The 15,575-nt window shown below is 35.2% G+C and carries 12 protein-coding genes and 3 pseudogenes; 8 read left to right on the top strand and 7 right to left on the bottom strand.

Annotated features, from left to right (window positions below; translation table 11 throughout):
* Positions 1-226: 226 nt before the first annotated feature.
* Both ACLHDF_RS01455 and ACLHDF_RS01450 read right to left on the bottom strand, forming a co-directional pair.
* Positions 227-529 carry a TM2 domain-containing protein gene (locus ACLHDF_RS01455; protein ID WP_413917268.1) on the bottom strand — a complete coding sequence of 101 codons (303 nt, stop codon included), beginning with the start codon at positions 527-529 and terminating at the stop codon, positions 227-229.
* A gap of 399 nt (positions 530-928) precedes the next feature.
* Positions 929-1,204, bottom strand: a complete 276-nt coding sequence (locus ACLHDF_RS01450) for a DUF4190 domain-containing protein (RefSeq protein ID WP_413917267.1) — start codon at positions 1,202-1,204, stop codon at positions 929-931.
* Between the two features lie 671 nt (positions 1,205-1,875).
* On the opposite strand from ACLHDF_RS01450, the gene ACLHDF_RS01445 reads away from it, so the two are divergent.
* The 5 genes from ACLHDF_RS01445 (at position 1,876) to ACLHDF_RS01425 (ending at position 5,770) form a co-directional block, all read left to right on the top strand.
* Positions 1,876-2,133, top strand: a complete 258-nt coding sequence (locus ACLHDF_RS01445) for a hypothetical protein (RefSeq protein ID WP_413917266.1) — start codon at positions 1,876-1,878, stop codon at positions 2,131-2,133.
* Positions 2,134-2,223: 90 nt separating this feature from the next.
* Positions 2,224-2,529: a hypothetical protein gene (locus ACLHDF_RS01440; RefSeq protein WP_413917265.1), complete on the top strand. Its 306-nt coding sequence runs from the start codon at positions 2,224-2,226 to the stop codon at positions 2,527-2,529.
* 342 nt (positions 2,530-2,871) lie between these two features.
* Positions 2,872-3,084 carry a hypothetical protein gene (locus ACLHDF_RS01435; RefSeq protein WP_413917264.1) on the top strand — a complete coding sequence of 71 codons (213 nt, stop codon included), beginning with the start codon at positions 2,872-2,874 and terminating at the stop codon, positions 3,082-3,084.
* Between the two features lie 329 nt (positions 3,085-3,413).
* Positions 3,414-4,676: a SulP family inorganic anion transporter gene (locus ACLHDF_RS01430; RefSeq protein WP_413917263.1), complete on the top strand. Its 1,263-nt coding sequence runs from the start codon at positions 3,414-3,416 to the stop codon at positions 4,674-4,676.
* A 176-nt stretch (positions 4,677-4,852) separates the two neighbouring features.
* Positions 4,853-5,770: an iron-hydroxamate ABC transporter substrate-binding protein gene (locus tag ACLHDF_RS01425; protein WP_413918241.1), complete on the top strand. Its 918-nt coding sequence runs from the start codon at positions 4,853-4,855 to the stop codon at positions 5,768-5,770.
* Between the two features lie 135 nt (positions 5,771-5,905).
* Here the strand turns inward: ACLHDF_RS01425 and ACLHDF_RS01420 are convergent.
* From ACLHDF_RS01420 to ACLHDF_RS01410, 3 genes and pseudogenes are all read right to left on the bottom strand, one after another.
* A pseudogene (locus ACLHDF_RS01420) lies at positions 5,906-6,691 on the bottom strand (phosphotriesterase); the annotation flags it as partial.
* A 15-nt stretch (positions 6,692-6,706) separates the two neighbouring features.
* Positions 6,707-6,850 carry a hypothetical protein gene (locus tag ACLHDF_RS01415; RefSeq protein WP_413917262.1) on the bottom strand — a complete coding sequence of 48 codons (144 nt, stop codon included), beginning with the start codon at positions 6,848-6,850 and terminating at the stop codon, positions 6,707-6,709.
* A 229-nt stretch (positions 6,851-7,079) separates the two neighbouring features.
* Complete coding sequence (locus ACLHDF_RS01410; RefSeq protein WP_413917261.1) at positions 7,080-7,586, bottom strand: CcdC protein domain-containing protein; 507 nt, start codon at positions 7,584-7,586, stop codon at positions 7,080-7,082.
* A 518-nt stretch (positions 7,587-8,104) separates the two neighbouring features.
* Between ACLHDF_RS01410 and ACLHDF_RS01405 the strand changes: the two are divergent.
* A pseudogene (locus tag ACLHDF_RS01405) lies at positions 8,105-8,881 on the top strand (SDR family NAD(P)-dependent oxidoreductase).
* Positions 8,882-9,145: 264 nt separating this feature from the next.
* On the opposite strand, the pseudogene ACLHDF_RS01400 reads toward ACLHDF_RS01405, so the two are convergent.
* A pseudogene (locus ACLHDF_RS01400) lies at positions 9,146-10,545 on the bottom strand (MDR family MFS transporter).
* A 179-nt stretch (positions 10,546-10,724) separates the two neighbouring features.
* A complete protein-coding gene (locus ACLHDF_RS01395; RefSeq protein ID WP_413917260.1) occupies positions 10,725-11,396 on the bottom strand; it encodes a MarR family winged helix-turn-helix transcriptional regulator in 672 nt (223 codons plus the stop codon).
* 598 nt (positions 11,397-11,994) lie between these two features.
* Here ACLHDF_RS01395 and ACLHDF_RS01390 point away from each other — a divergent pair.
* Positions 11,995-13,209 carry a threonine synthase gene (locus ACLHDF_RS01390; protein WP_413917259.1) on the top strand — a complete coding sequence of 405 codons (1,215 nt, stop codon included), beginning with the start codon at positions 11,995-11,997 and terminating at the stop codon, positions 13,207-13,209.
* 335 nt (positions 13,210-13,544) lie between these two features.
* Entirely contained in the window at positions 13,545-14,450 is a 906-nt protein-coding gene (locus ACLHDF_RS01385) for a TauD/TfdA dioxygenase family protein (protein WP_413917258.1), read from the top strand.
* Positions 14,451-15,575: the final 1,125 nt, after the last annotated feature.

Genomic DNA, 15,575 nt, shown 5'->3' with positions numbered 1-15,575 from the left:
TATGATATCGTTCCCTATTTTTAATTAAGACGGGTGTTTTATTTAAAAGAAACGATTAATGTCTAAGAACAAGCAGATTCTCAATTACGCATTGACTTAATAGCATACAAAAAGAACAAACAGCATTCGCTGTTTGTTCTTTTTGATGTTCACTTTATTACTATTTTTAAATGAACGTACTTTAAATATATGATCTATTATAGAAAAAGAGCTAGTGTCCCTCTAATTAGTTATTTAACGTTTTCACTAATTGAATAGCTTCAAATTCAATCTCTTCGTTTTTCTTTTCAATTGCTCCTCCAATCATAAACACATCAATGAAAGCCCAGATTCCTAATCCACCAAGCGTTAAAGTCATCGCGATTGCCATTCCAACGTTCCCTGCGTAGTAACGATGTCCGCCTAAACCACCGAGAAAGAACCATAAAGCATAAGCAATTCCTTTTGACTTACCTTTTTTGTTCATTTCTGATTGAACCATTGCTAGTTGCTCGGCTGTTAAATCTTTCTTTGCTAGTAAGTTATTCAAATTTTACTTCCCCCGAATATTTATATATATTTTTTCAACGAGTAATAATATACCACATATAGGTGACTCAAGACTTACTTAATTTCCATATGGTGTATTACACTCTTCTAATGTAACAATTTGTTCCTATACAAACGCTTTCTTACTATTAAGTGGTTTCGAGTGTACTTCGTTATATAAAAGAACAATGGTTAATGGGGAACATAGCTGAAGGTTAAGTTATGTTCTAAACAGTAAACTAAGCCATTTCTTTTCTGCTAGACGTGATAGATAAGTAGCCAAAAAGCCTAGAAACACCAGGTCTCTAGGCTTTTAAAGCTCGTAATACCGCTCTAACGTAGATAAGATCATGATTTTTTTATGCTTTTTGTCTCTACTCATACTGAAAACTTAATATTTCTACTCCATCGTCGTTCCTGCAAATACAAACGTAATAATTCCTAATACAAAGAGTAGCTGAGAAACCACTCCTACTATACTGCAGATAAGTCCGGAAATAGCGAGCCCTTTACCGCCTTGATTGGTAGCGGCTATTTCATTTGATGCTTTCTTATAGAGAATAATGCCGATAATACCTGTAATAAACCCGATGATCGGAATAAAAATGGACAGGACACCTAGAGTTAGAGAAACAATAGAGGTGGTATTTACTTGAGGTTTTGTATTAGTTTCCAATGTATTCACTCCCTATGAATTTTACTTTTTTGATTATACCATAAAAAGGAATATAATCCTTTTATTTAGTAAATAGGAAAATTTTTAGATATATGCGAACTCGTCTATAATTCTATGCGTGGTTTCATCAAAAGTATGAAGGGATGTACAAAAAGAAACTTAGCTTTTTGACGTTCCTATAGGATAACCAGCTTTATAGAGTATATTCATTCAAACAAAGTAATAAAAGGCAGCCTATTTAGGCAGCCTTTTTATGATGTAGTTTCTAGTAAACACTATGTGTGTTTTTTTAATTGTTGCACTATCTATTTAACCAGGGCTACAAAACTGTTACTTCATTATACAGTCATCCGCTTCTTATAAATGTTCGGTAAGTGAACCATAAAAAGAAAATAACGCTTTTAAAATAATAAAACCTTTTATAATTAGATTAAATATGTAAAAATGTTATGTATTGTCATTTATTTTTTATGGATAGGAAAGGACATAGTATGTTAAGACAATTTGTTTTAAGCCTGAGTAGCGGGCTTCTTGCATGTGGACTTACCGCATGAAAAAGTAACAATGAGACAGTAAAACTAAAAAAGGAACTGAAAACCATCTCTATTTCTCAATCGAAAGGATACAATGGTTTTTATGGTGACTATTTCTACTCTTCACAAGATCAAAAGGTGACAGAAACGATAGAAAGAGCTATTGAATCGGCTGCTCCAACTAATAAAGATGTGATGATTCTAAGACCTATGTACGATATTTATATGGAATACAAAGATACTTCCCATAAAGAAATGCATTTAACCTTAACAGACAGGGGAGAACAGGGCTATTTATCAACAAATAATTCAAACAAAGAAACACCAACAAGATTTTATAAACTAAGCAAACAAGATCTCAAAAATATAACCGACATCATTGGCGATAAAGCTTAATTTATGGGGATTTTTACAAAAGTTAATTGTGTCCTCTATACACATGTATTATAGTAAAAGATGCAGTTTTAAAATGAGAAAGGAGATTATATGGGGAATTTGTTTACACATGCTTCAAACGTATCAAAAACCGCTTTTCTTGCTACACTGGTTTTGTATATCATTATTATAGCGTCTTTTATTCCGTCAATTGTATTTGCGGGGAATGTATTTGCTATACTAATCAAAATAGCAGCAGCACTTATAATCTTAGTGACAATCCTAGGGATGATTTATTCTTTCTTCATTAAAGGCGGCCAAAAATTTCTTTTTTTACTGTTACATGCCGCTTCTTTATTCATTGTCTTGTTTAGTATCTCTGCTTTTATGATAGCTAAAAGCGCTGAGTTGACATAGTGAAGAGGAATTACATATGCAAAAAGGCAGGAGGAATCCTGCTTTTTTATTTTTAGCTATATATGTGCAATCGCTATGCTCTTATACTACCTGAGCTCAATGTTTACTACTCTATCTTCCTGTTCTTCTCACGGTTGCTTGGTCTTCATTCTGCCAGATTGATTTGATTAAGCTCTTTCCCATCCTTATTAATATTCTAACTTTTATAGCCGCGCCGGACTTGTTTAACAAGAAAAAAAGAAGGAAAAGAAATAAATAGGAGATGTGATAATTTGGAAATATCCATAACCTTAGCAGCGGGTATGTTTTTTTTTATCCTGTTATAAGAGAGAGGAGGATAATATGACGAAATGGTATAAGCATGTGCTGACCTCTTTTGCTGTAGGAGTTTTAAGCTTTGTATGTTTTATGATTTATAGTAAAGTAGCAGCAAATGCCAATCTACATTTGAGTCAGGCGTTGTTTATTTCAATTGGTATAGGTATTGGTTCAGTTCCAGTATTCTTTTTTGTAGAGTATCAAAAGAACAGAGAGAAGAGAAAGTTTCATAACTAATTTGTTTATCAAATGCCTAAAAGTACTACTCTCAAGGCTGTTTTATAGAATTGTCTTGCTTGCTATATTTATAAATAGGCAATATAGGTTTTACCTAGACCCATCTGAAAAATAATTAAAAGAATAAATTATAATAATTTTTAAGAAAATTTTAATAACTCGCTAAGAAACTTCTAATTTCCTGTTTATTTTTTTGTAAGTTGTCTCCTTTAAGATAGAAGTAATCGAGTAGCCCACCTTATTTTGAATGGATGAAAGCTAAATAAGGTTGTATGACGAAAATACGAATGGGTAACCTCACTACTTAAAATGGAGGCTGATGTACACTTATGAATCTAGAGGTTTTTCGAAATTACTCCTTGCATCATTTGAAGAAAGATATACTATCAGGTATTGTTGTAGGTATTATAGCCATACCTTTAGGGTTAGGATTTGCGATAGCTTCTGGAATATCGCCTGTTACAGGACTTTATACAACAATTGTAGCGGGATTACTAATTGCTATTTTAGGTGGATGTAGGTTTCAAATTGCGGGACCCACCGGTGCGTTTGTTCCTGTTTTATTAGGGATTGTGTTGCAATATGGCTATGAAAATTTATTGATTGCCGGCTTCATGTCCGGAATTCTTCTCATTATCTTTGCGCTATGTAAGGTAGGAGCTTTAATCAAGTATTTTCCTTCGTCCATTATTGTAGGGTTTCAGTCAGGAATTGCGCTGATTATTTTTAGCGGACAGATCCCAAACTTCCTTGGGTTACATGCTATTGAAAAATATCAGTATTTTCATTTGAATATAAAAGAAATCTTTGGTAACTTACATTTTATTAATATCTACAGTGTCATTACAGCAGCATTGTGCTTACTAACGATTTTAATTGTTCTTTATTTTTCACCGAAATCACTTGGTATCTCCTATTTGCTTGGAATTATCGTATCCACTGGCTTGGCATCTTTTTTCTTTTCAAATCAGTTTGAAACGATTGGTTCAATTTATGGAAAGATACCTAGCCATTTCCCAGCGCCAACGTTTCCGGACATAACCATGGAGAGGGTCTTAACTCTTTTACCTTCTGCTTTTGTGATTGCTATACTTGTAGGATTGCAGTCTTTACTGACAGCTCGCGTTGCAGATGAAATGACGAAATCAAAGCACAGCAGCAAAAAAGAACTGATTGGTCAAGGAATCGTAAATATGGTTACGCCGCTGTTTTCAGGTATTCCGGCAGCAGGAGAAATTGCAAGAACCGTTACCAATATTAAAAACGGCGCTTCCTCTCCAATTGCAGGAATCACGCATGCTATCTTTGTTTTGATTGTGCTGCTGTTGCTAGCTCCGTATGCTTCATATGTTGCACTTGCGAGTCTCGCGCCAGTTTTAATGGTCGTAGCATGGAATATCAGTAAAAAAGAACAGTTCTCAAAGGTCATAAAAGAAAAATCATTTCATTCATTGGTTTTACTCACGACCTTTTCGTTAACGGTTTTTACAAACTTGACAATCGGAATAGCCGTTGGATTATGCCTGTCTGGTGCACACTTTATGATAAGAAAGAGCAAAGAAAAACAAAAGTTATTAAGAAAAACGAGTTAATACGAGTATTACCGTAGTTTAATAGTTATTTTAAAGCTAAATAAGTTGATCAATTTTACTAAGTGCGATGAATTAAGTAATAGAAAAGGCCTCTAAGCCAGAGGCCTTTTTATGTTATTTGATAATGATTGATAAAGATTGTCAAATAACATAATGTGAAAAAGGAGAAGATTAACCTGAAGAAGCTATTTTTTATACCATTTCTACTTGTACTGGCTATCATCGTTAGCGCTTGTGGAAACAGCGAAACGACAAACGGTAAAGATAAGGGAGACACTAAAAGTGAAACAATTACATACAAATCAGAAACCGGACCTGTAAAGGTTCCTAAAAACCCTAGAAGAATAGTGGCCCTTAGTAATGGCCCAAATGTGATAGCTTTAGGAGGAAAGCTCGTTGGAATTGATGAGTGGAGCAGCATGAACCCGCTTTTTAAAGAAAAGGTAAAGGGAGTAGAAGTAGTATCAGAGGATGACCTAGAAAAGATCATGGAGCTGAAGCCTGACTTAATCATTGCTGGATCTGAAATGAAGAACATCAAGAAACTAAATAAAATAGCTCCTACAGTTGTCTATACTTGGGGGAAATTAGATTATTTGAACCAGCAAATAGAAATTGGAAAACTTTTAAACAAAGAAAAAGAAGCGAAAGAGTGGGTCAGTGATTTCCAAAAACGGGTGGCATCTGCAGGAAAAGCGATACGTGAAAAAATTGGTGAAGATGCGACTGTTTCTGTGATTGAAAGCGGCAATAAAGAGTTTTATATATTTGGAAATAATTATGCGCGCGGAACAGAAATATTGTATCAAGCAATGAAACTAAACATGCCTAAAAAAGTAAAAGAGAAAGCACTTGAATCTGGCATCTATACGTTTTCTTCGGAATTACTTCCTGAGTTTGCTGGGAATTATATTATCTTGAGTAAAAGCACGGATGGTGATAATTCATTTTTAAAAACAAGTGTGTGGAAGAACATACCTGCGGTTAAAAACAATCGTGTATTTGAAATTAATACGAAAGCTTCGACCTACAGTGACCCAATAACGTTGGAATATCTTTTGGGATTTTTTGAAAAATCATTTCTCGAAAAATAGGATATTTTATTTAAAGGTCAGCCTAATTTTACAGAGGTTAGAACCTGCTTGGAATATAGGTTAGATATAAACTGAATGGATACGCCCTCTATAAATTTTTTATTCAACTTATAGAGGGCGTATTGTATGTCTTCATTACTTTCCTTCAAACCAACAGCGAGCGTTATCGAAAAGCATATGCTGAATCTGCTGTTCCGTTACGCCTTTTCTTTTTAATTCCGGCACGACTTCTCCTAACACAAATCTCATCGACCATTTTGGAAAACGTTCCTCGATTACGCCTTCTGGAAACCAATCCATTGTACAGCAGTAGTCTTGTGATAGAAACATGCGGTTTGAATATCCTTGTTTAGCTAATTCAAAGACCGTTTCATTTCTGTTTTCAATTGAGCATTCTCTTGTCAGGCCGTATCGGTCCATTCCAATAAAGGCACCTTGATTTAAGATATTTAAAATATACTCGAGGTTATCCGTATCGCCTGTATGTCCAATAAGAATTTGATTTGGATTAGCTCCTTCTTCGAGTAAGATGTCAAGCTGCTTTAAGCCTGTTCCGCTTGCAGGATGTGAATGCGTCATAATCGGCACGCCCGTTTTTTTATGCGCCCGTGCTACGGCACGCATTACTTTTTCTACATCAGCTGTTACACCAGGTGCATCTGTGGCGCATTTTAAAAACCCAGCTTTAATAGATGTGTTTTGAATACCTACTTCTATATCTCTAACAAACAGCTCTGCCATATAGTCAATGCTTCGAGTTTGAAAGTGGGTAGGGATGTAGTTATACGTATAAATTCCTGTAGCTGCGATGATTTGAGTGTCCGTTTTACAGGCAATTCGTTCAATAAAGCGAATATCGCGCCCTTGTTCCATCACCGTAGGATCGCAGATTGTTTTAACTCCGAGTTTCTTCGCACGATTTACTTGTTCTACTGCTTATTCAACTTCTTGTTCCTCATCATATAAATGAGGAAACTGTGCATAAACAGATTCAGAACGAACGCGCATATGTTCATGAATTAACGTTAGCCCTAGTTCTGACGTATGGACTGGGCCCGTTACAGAATTGATAAATGTCATGTTACGCTTCCTTTCATAATATACCTGTAAATCAAATAGTGGGTGATTAGGTACAGTTTTAATTTAATCTGCTTTATTTATATAGAGACTACTGTTATAAAAAAGATATATTGCGTTATACAACATATATGTTATCTTACACAACACGTGGGAATTTTACTCACTATGACAAAAGACCCTTCTTTCCAAGCAGAAAGAAGGATCTTTTAGTCACAGGTAATATTCGTGATTACCCAGCATTTACGCTGTAACTATCCCCGTTTAATTTACGGAATTTTAGATAGCTGCCAATTCTCCAAATAACAATATATATAAAAGCTAGTGTCATTGTTAAGACAGTGAAATCTATGGAATCTAAGCCTTTGAAGTATTGGCTTAATGCCATTCTTATGAAGATAATAGCGATAATCACATATTTAAAATTTTTATTTGGCTTTGAATAAATGAAGCCATCTTCTCTTACTTCAAAGTCTGTTTGGCTGAGCATAATGAGTCCAAATATAATACCTAATAAACCAGCAATCATCATTTCCCAGTAGGGAGGTAAGTGAAATGGTTGGCCTGGTATGTGCATCATCTGACTTAGACTAAGTGAAAATGCAATCAATATGAAAAAAATAGGCGCTAATATACCAAGTCCATTCTTTTTAATGGGCTTATTTTTCTTTTTTATTTTTCTCCAAATAATAAATCCTATAAGAGCTACAACAAATATATAAATAAGTAGCATTTCCATCGTAATTTTGCCTCCTTTTTTGTTTCTATGTTCGTACAATCCAATATTTAGTATAAACAATAAAGGGAAGAGGTAAAAGTGTATTATTTCATTTTTTACACATGAGAATTCTCACTATTTTTATCATTGTTGCTTTAAGATCTTTGAACATGCAGAATTTAATACACCTCATTAACTATTTATTTCTTTTTTACCACAATATGTTAGAATTATGGAAAACGAGAAAGCTTAAGGCAAGCAGATTCTATTTACACGTTGCCCTAGTTATAGAGGTAAATGAGTTGAAGTTAGGAAATCAGTTACAAAAATTAAGAGAAGAACAAAAGATGACTTTATCTGTTCCACATAATCAAGTTAGTAGCTAGCTTATCATGCACGGGCACCTAATACGCTCATTGGGTGCTCTTTTTATTGTTTCGAAGCAGGTATTAGCCTATACAAAGCTAAATAACTCTTATGACTGGTGTTACTAGATTTAATTTGTTCGGATTTCATTGAACGCAAAAGGGGAGAAATACATGTTTGAAGAAAAGGTAGGTATTATTACAGGTGGAACGTCTGGAATTGGTTTAGCTACAGCGGAATTATTAGCCAAAGAAGGTATGTCTGTTGTTATAGCCTCTAGGAATAGTGAAAAAGGAGAAGAGGCTCTTTCTATATTAAGAAAGTGGTCTCCTCAATCTATTTTTATTAAAACGGATGTAACGAATAGTCAAGATGTAAAAAATCTTGTTAGCCAAACATACTCTACATTTGAAAAAATCAATGTTGGCTTTAACAATGCGGCTAACAAGGAGGTTTCCTCTAATGCTACGCATGAATTCAAAGAAGAAGACTTTGATCATTTAATTAACGTTACATTAAAAAGTGTATAGCTTTGTATGAAATATCAGCTGCAGGTAATGACCAAACAAAACAGCGGTGTCATTGTTAATACATCGTCAATGGATGCTATTTTATGTTCAGCAGGGACTGGCGTATATGCGGCTGGGAAAAGCGGTGTGATCGCTTTAACGAAGTCAGTTGCTCAAGAATATGGCCATCAAAATATAAGAATTAACTCTCTGTGCCCCGGTGCATTTCGGACATCTATGCTAGAAGAAAAATTTTCAGCTCTATCTTCAGGGGAAAAAGTAAAGCTCAAGGAATCCTATCAAAAGCTAAACGCGTTAGGCAGAATTGGTGATCCGCTTGAAGCGGCAAAAGCAGTAAAATGGCTTCTTTCTGATGATGCATCTTTTGTTACGGGCCAAAATATTATTGTAGACGGTGGAATTGGATTTAGGTTTGAATAAGTTGGAGGGGTTAAAGGTACTGTTTCTTACTCTGGATAGATGACCTCAGGGTAACTAATTAATAGTGTATGAAATATTTTAAAGGGAATTTACTCATAGCTAATAGAAATAACCTTTTCTCAGACGAAATTCTCCGGTGATTATGTTCATGGAGATAATAAAAAGCAGACAGTTTATAAACTGTCTGCTTCTTGTATACATGCGTTAACTTAGAAATCATTGCAGCGAAACCTTTTCTTGACAGCCAACTAAGCCAATAATCTATTATTCTTCTGATTTTGAAGATAGCACTTCTTTTTTTAGAAAGAAGCATAAAACAAATGCAATGATTGTAAGCACAAATGCGTAAGTATAGATATGCTGAAATGATTCAATAAATAAAACTTTAATTTTCATAAATAATTCTGGAGTAAGACCATTTGGAATTCCTCCTGCTGCTAGGCTATTCATATTATCTGCCATACTTTTCGGCAGTTCATCGCCTAAACTACTTAGCTTTGAAGTAAGTGTGGAGGATAATAGCGTACCAAACATACTTACTCCCACAGTTGCGCCGATAGACTGAAACAATGGAACTGTTGCTAATGCGATCCCTTTGTGTTCCTTTTCTACAGATTCTTGAACAATTAGATTATCTCCGCCAAACATGACCCCTAAGCCAAGCCCCGTGATGAAAAAGAAAATGATAACCTGTAGGGTAGTGGTGCTAATATTTAATTTGGAAAATAAATAAAAACCAATAACAGGCATAATGAAAGAAATCACGAATAATTCGCGATACCGCACTTTTGTTAATAGAAACCCAGAAACGATTGAGGTTGCAACAGCACCTACCATCATGGGCAAAGTTAAATACCCAGATTCCGTAGGGGTAAGGCCTAATACATTTTGTGCAAAGTAAGGGAAAGATGAGAATGAGCCCATTAATCCACAGCCTACAGTAAAAACAAGCAGTGATAATACTAAAATATTACGATTTCTAAATAGATGCAGCGGTACGATAGGTTCAACCACTTTTGATTCTACCCAAATAAAAAGACCAATTAAAAGTACGCCTACACATAGTAGCGAAATGATGAATGGAGAGCTCCACGTATACCCTTCGTTCTCGACTAAAACAGGCGTAATTAATAATGAAATGATCGCAGCTACTAGAAGAATGGCTCCAGCCCAATCAATTGTTACTTTTTTTCTTTCATGTGTTTCTTTTAACCCACTTGCTAAAAAAATGACTGCTATTAATCCCACTGGAATATTCACGAAAAAAATCCAATGCCAGCTCGCTTGATCTACAAAAAAGCCTCCCATTAGCGGCCCTAAAAGCATAGGGATAAACATAACTGGACCCATAAACGCTTGAACTTTTGCTCGTTGTTCAATAGGGAACAAATCACTCGATATCGTCATGGCTAATGGCATTAGGCCACCCGCGCCAAGTCCTTGAATTCCTCGTCCAATTAAAAGCATAATCATGGAATGAGAAAGCCCGCATATAATGGAGCCACCAATAAAGAAAGCCATAGAAGCGAAGTAGACTTTTTTCGACTAAATAAATCGGCTAATTTTCCTAGTATAGGCATGAAAGCAGATAGCGCTAGCATATAGATGCCTGCAACCCAGCCATACATAGATAATCCGCCAAGATCACGTATAATCGTTGGCATGGCTGTATTTACAACCGTTTCATCAAGCTCAGAGAAAATAATCCCAATCATTAATCCAGTCATTACTAATATTTTATTGTTTTTATTATTTAAAACTTGTTCTCCAACATTTGAGATGTTTTCCATATTGCGATTCCTCTCATGAAATTATTAGAAATAATCACTAAACAGCATGTGAATCATTTCTCGTTATTATCTCTATTATTTTCTCGGGGGTTTCTATTTCTGAATCTCGGTGTTCTAGATTCAGTACCGTCTCCCCAAGGTCCGCGCCCAAAGCCCCTTGGCCCGTGCTCTGGATCACCACCAAAGAATCTATGGTGAGGTCCAAATCCTCGTAGGTCATTATGACGTCGAAATTCTTGGCCTTCATCATGACCTTGTTTTAACATTTCTTCGTCTAAATAAGTAATTAACTTTTGCATTAAATGTGAAAGAGTATCTTGCTCTTCTTCTGAAAGAACATCAAAGATGCCTGAGTTATTGTTTTGTTCCTCTGTAGCCTCGATAGCCTCTAGTCCAGCTTCTGTTAGCTCAACGGAAAGTACTCGCCGATCTTTCTCAGATGGTGTACGAACAATATAACCTTTTCTTTCTAACTTACTAAGTAATTCACCTATTGACTGAGGTCTCATGTCCAGTAAGTACGACAGCTCTTTTTGTGTAGTTTTAGGCTGCAATTTTAATAATTTTAATATCCGTCCTTGCCCTCGGTGCTGATCGCCTAATGCTCCAGCATCTCTTCTGTTGATAAAGTAGTATCGCTGATATCTTGCCAGCTGTCTCTGGAACCTGAAAAATCGATCAATTAAATCTTGCTCGTGTAAATATTCGTTATCTCTTTCATTCATGATAAAAGCCTCCTTGCTAATTTAACGTTAGAATTATCTGCACAAAAAATTTTATCCTCTTAATAAGATAGCAATGACCTATTTTTTTAAAAAAGATAAGGTACCTTACAAAATAATAAAGGTACCTTACTAAAATGTCAATACCTTATAAAAAAGACACTTTGACAAAGTTAAACATATGTATAAAAGCTGGATAGAGTTCTGTAAGTAGACGCATTGCCGAATAGTTTAAGAGAGGTCTTGCTAAGTAAATTTCGTTCTGAATAATAGTAAAGTTTTCGTTGCTGAAATCCGAAGGGCAGTCACTGCTTCTTATATAAATGCATTTGCTAAAAGGTCTAAAATAATTAGTCCTATAATTAAAGTATGAATTATGTGTGGTTTTCACGTTTTTATTTAAAATTACTGAGATTAATCCTAGAAAAGTAATATAACTAACGTAGAAAGAAGCATAAAAACCCTAATTTAATAGGTTTTTATACTTTTTTAATATTCAATAAAATGATGGGTAAATTATACCTTATAATTCTGATAAAAATAATATAAATTATATTTTATATAGAGTATTATGTTTATAGAATTTAAAGGAGTGTGTATGATGCCGTTTAGTTATGTGTCTCACTTATATTGTCCTAAATGTAAAAAAGAATATAGTACAAAAGAAAAACATCAATTATGTGAATGCGGCTCACCGCTATTGGTAGCGTATGATTTAGAGAGGCTGAAAGCTAACCTAACTCCAGAAGCTGTTCAAAGCAGGGAAGCGAATTTATGGAGATATCATGAACTGCTTCCGGTAGAAGATCCAAAAAACGTAGTTTCCTTAGGTGAAGGGATGACTCCGCTTATAAAAATGCCTAAGCTAGGTAAAGAAATGGACATTCAAAACTTATATATGAAAGATGAAGGCATTATTCCAACCGGGTCATTTAAAGCTAGAGGCGCCGCTGTGGGTGTATCAAAAGCAAAAGAACTGGGCGTTGAACAGTTAGCGATGCCTACAAATGGTAACGCCGGAGCTGCTTGGTCGCTTTATTCGTCACGTGCTGAAATAAAAGCAACCGTTGTGATGCCAAAAGATGCGCCTGTCATTACAAGAAATGAGTGTGCTGTCGCTGGAGCTGACCTTTACTTAGTAGATGGACTCATCAGTGATGCTGGCAAAATTGTCGGTGAGGCTATTAAAGCTTGGGGTCTTTATGACGCTTCTACGCTTAAAGAGCCGTACCGAATAGAAGGTAAAAAAACGATGGGCCTAGAAATTGCTGAACAGTTTTCTTGGAATCTTCCTGATGTGATTTTATATCCAACAGGAGGAGGCGTTGGTTTAATAGGGATATATAAAGCGTTAAATGAATTAAAAGAGCTTGGCTGGATTAAAGGTGAGCTTCCTCGTTTAGTGGCGGTACAAGCTGAAAACTGCGCGCCTATTGTAAAAGCATGGAATGAGAGAAAACAAGAATCTGAATTTTGGCCAGATTCTTCAACCATTGCCTTTGGTATCAACGTACCAAAAGCGATCGGAGACTTTCTTGTTTTAAAGGCAGTATACAATACAAATGGATGTGCTATTGCAGTTGAAGAAGATAAGATTGTTGAAGAGCAAAAAAAGGTTGCGCAGCTTGAAGGTTCGTTCATTTGCCCTGAAGGTGCTGCTACATTCTTAGCTGCACGCCGTTTACGAGAAGAAGGATGGATTAAAGAAAACGAAACGGTTGTTGCTTTAAATACAGGACTTGGAGTTAAATATCCAAATACAGTAGATATTGAAGTACCTATTTTAGAGCGAAATGGCAGCCTTACTAAAAAATAAAGTAAGAAATACCTAAATAGATCTCCGACTTTAAACAGCTTAAAAGGAGATCTATTTTTTAATTTTATCTTATTTACATAAAAAATAGCAAACTTAAAATTTAGATTATTTTAAATATATTGACTTATATATGTTGGTCATCTATTATTCAATTAAACAAATTGATTTACTATGAATTAAAGCTGAATGCTACCAGGCAACTGGGGCCAGACTATCGCTCAAGCGAATGGACTGGTCCTTTTTGTTTTTTAGGAACACGGCTATATTCGAGAAAATGAATTTGTTATTAAAAAATGAAAGCTCTCTTTTTAGGGAACTTACGAGGAGGACGTATCATGAGTACAGTTAGCAAAAGCGCAGCAAAAAATTCGGTTTTAGAAGTACAGCCTATCGCTGGTCACATTGGAGCAGAAATAAAAGGAGTGCATTTATCTTCGAATTTAGATACCGAGACAGTCAGTGCCATTAACAAAGCTCTACTAAAATATAAAGTGGTCTTTTTTAGAGGACAAGGGCATATTGACGATGCTGAACAAGAGGCTTTCGCTAAGTTATTTGGTGAACCAGAAGCACATCCTACCGTTCCTATAAAAGAAGGCAGCAATTATTTATTCGAACTTGATTCCGAACAAGGAGGACGAGCTAATTCTTGGCATACCGATGTAACGTTCATCGATACATACCCAAAGGCATCTATTCTTCGAGCCGTAGTCGTTCCAGAAGCAGGAGGGGATACAGTTTGGGCAAATACAGCAGTTGCCTATCAAAATCTCCCTTCAGAGCTTCGTCAGCTAGCTGATCAACTTTGGGCAGTGCATACGAATGACTATGATTATGGCGGAAGACATCCTAATCGTTCACAAGAAGATTTGGAACGTCATCGTAAAGTATTCGCTTCTACTGTCTATGAAACAGAACATCCAGTTGTAAGAATTCACCCCGAAACGGGAGAGCGTACGTTAGTGTTAGGACATTTTGTAAAAAAAATCAAAGGGTTATCTTCTTCGGATTCCAATCATCTTTTTTCGGTTCTGCAAGATCATGTCACAAGATTAGAAAACACAGTTCGCTGGCATTGGAAAGCTGGTGATATTGCTATCTGGGATAACCGCGCAACCCAGCATTATGCAATTAATGACTACGGAGAAAAGCATCGCGTTATGAGACGAGTTACCTTGGTTGGTGAAGTGCCTGTGAGTATCGACGGGCAAACGAGTATTACTTATAAAAAAGAAAACTAAAAAATAGGGTTCTATCTTGTATCAGTATGTTTCTTTGAAAGCAGAGGCAGGTGAGATAAAAGTTTCGGACCTATAAGAAGGGACTTATAACATGTTATAAGTCCCTTCTTAGGGTCTTTACACAAAGTGACAGGTATAAAGGTGACCTCAGTTAAAGAAGTGTGACTTATCATAAAAAGTAATTCCATGAAAATAAAACCTGATTTTATCGTCTTTGAGAATGTAATAAAGTCCAAGAATATAGCAGTTAGTTTCTCTCTCATTTTAAATAAGAAGATGAGAAAAATCAGTAATTTTCAAAAAATACAGCACTCAGTAGATTATAGATCATTTTTATTTATCATAAATAAAATGTAAAATATTAATAATATGTAAATAATTGTAACGATCGTGAAACTTTATATTCAAAACTATACGGTTATATTTAGGTTTAAAGTTCGTCTTATGGGGTATCTAAAAAAAGAAAGAGGGCATATTTACAGCTTGAAAAATAGCTTGGTGAGGAAGCTGAGCTCATTTGCTATATTACTCTACTTGAAGAATATGCCAAAAGTCACTTGTAAACCAGCTTGCTTTTATATTTTATAGTAGAAGACTTACATGAAGCTATGAACGATTATTCGGAGAAAGGAGCTGAATTTTTATCCCTAGAACCCCAGCCAACTCTTGAAGTTTTGTTCTATGGATCAAATCATATATTGTTACAACTGTTAGAACGAGCAAAAGGTTAAATAAACTAAAAAGAGCTTTATGTTTATTTTTAGTCTACCTAATTTTTGTAAGAGAAACGGTGTATTCATTGTAAAAATGAAGCCTATCTCTAACAGATTATAACAATAATTGTCAGATAATCTGAGTGGAAATTACTGCCGAGCACATTATAAACTAAATGCATTATTTTTAACGACAAGATACTATTTCAACGAGTGAAGCCTCATAGAAAGCGTTTTCTATGTTTGGTAAAGATTGCTTCTTTAGTAGAGATGGATTGCAACTTGATTTAGGCTGAAATAAAAAAAATATTTTATTTTTAATTAATTTCTTTATCAACGTTCATTCTTCAGCATTTTGTTGGCTCTAACCCCCTTAGCTATAGCCTTTTTTATATTTAACGTTACATGAATA

The organism is Priestia megaterium, from assembly GCF_046599315.1.
GTDB classification, from domain to species: Bacteria; Bacillota; Bacilli; order Bacillales; family Bacillaceae_H; genus Priestia; species Priestia megaterium_F.
This window is presented reverse-complemented; position numbering and strand designations above follow the sequence as displayed.

Excerpts from the sequence above, each read along its gene's own strand:
- ACLHDF_RS01430 (WP_413917263.1), top strand. The coding sequence starts at position 3,414 with ATGAATCTAGAGGTTTTTCGAAATTACTCCTTGCATCATTTGAAGAAA.
- ACLHDF_RS01385 (WP_413917258.1), top strand. The coding sequence starts at position 13,545 with ATGAGTACAGTTAGCAAAAGCGCAGCAAAAAATTCGGTTTTAGAAGTA.
- ACLHDF_RS01435 (WP_413917264.1), top strand. The coding sequence starts at position 2,872 with ATGACGAAATGGTATAAGCATGTGCTGACCTCTTTTGCTGTAGGAGTT.
- ACLHDF_RS01395 (WP_413917260.1), bottom strand. The coding sequence starts at position 11,396 with ATGAATGAAAGAGATAACGAATATTTACACGAGCAAGATTTAATTGAT.
- ACLHDF_RS01415 (WP_413917262.1), bottom strand. The coding sequence starts at position 6,850 with ATGACATTTATCAATTCTGTAACGGGCCCAGTCCATACGTCAGAACTA.
- ACLHDF_RS01440 (WP_413917265.1), top strand. The coding sequence starts at position 2,224 with ATGGGGAATTTGTTTACACATGCTTCAAACGTATCAAAAACCGCTTTT.
- ACLHDF_RS01410 (WP_413917261.1), bottom strand. The coding sequence starts at position 7,586 with ATGGAAATGCTACTTATTTATATATTTGTTGTAGCTCTTATAGGATTT.
- ACLHDF_RS01390 (WP_413917259.1), top strand. The coding sequence starts at position 11,995 with ATGCCGTTTAGTTATGTGTCTCACTTATATTGTCCTAAATGTAAAAAA.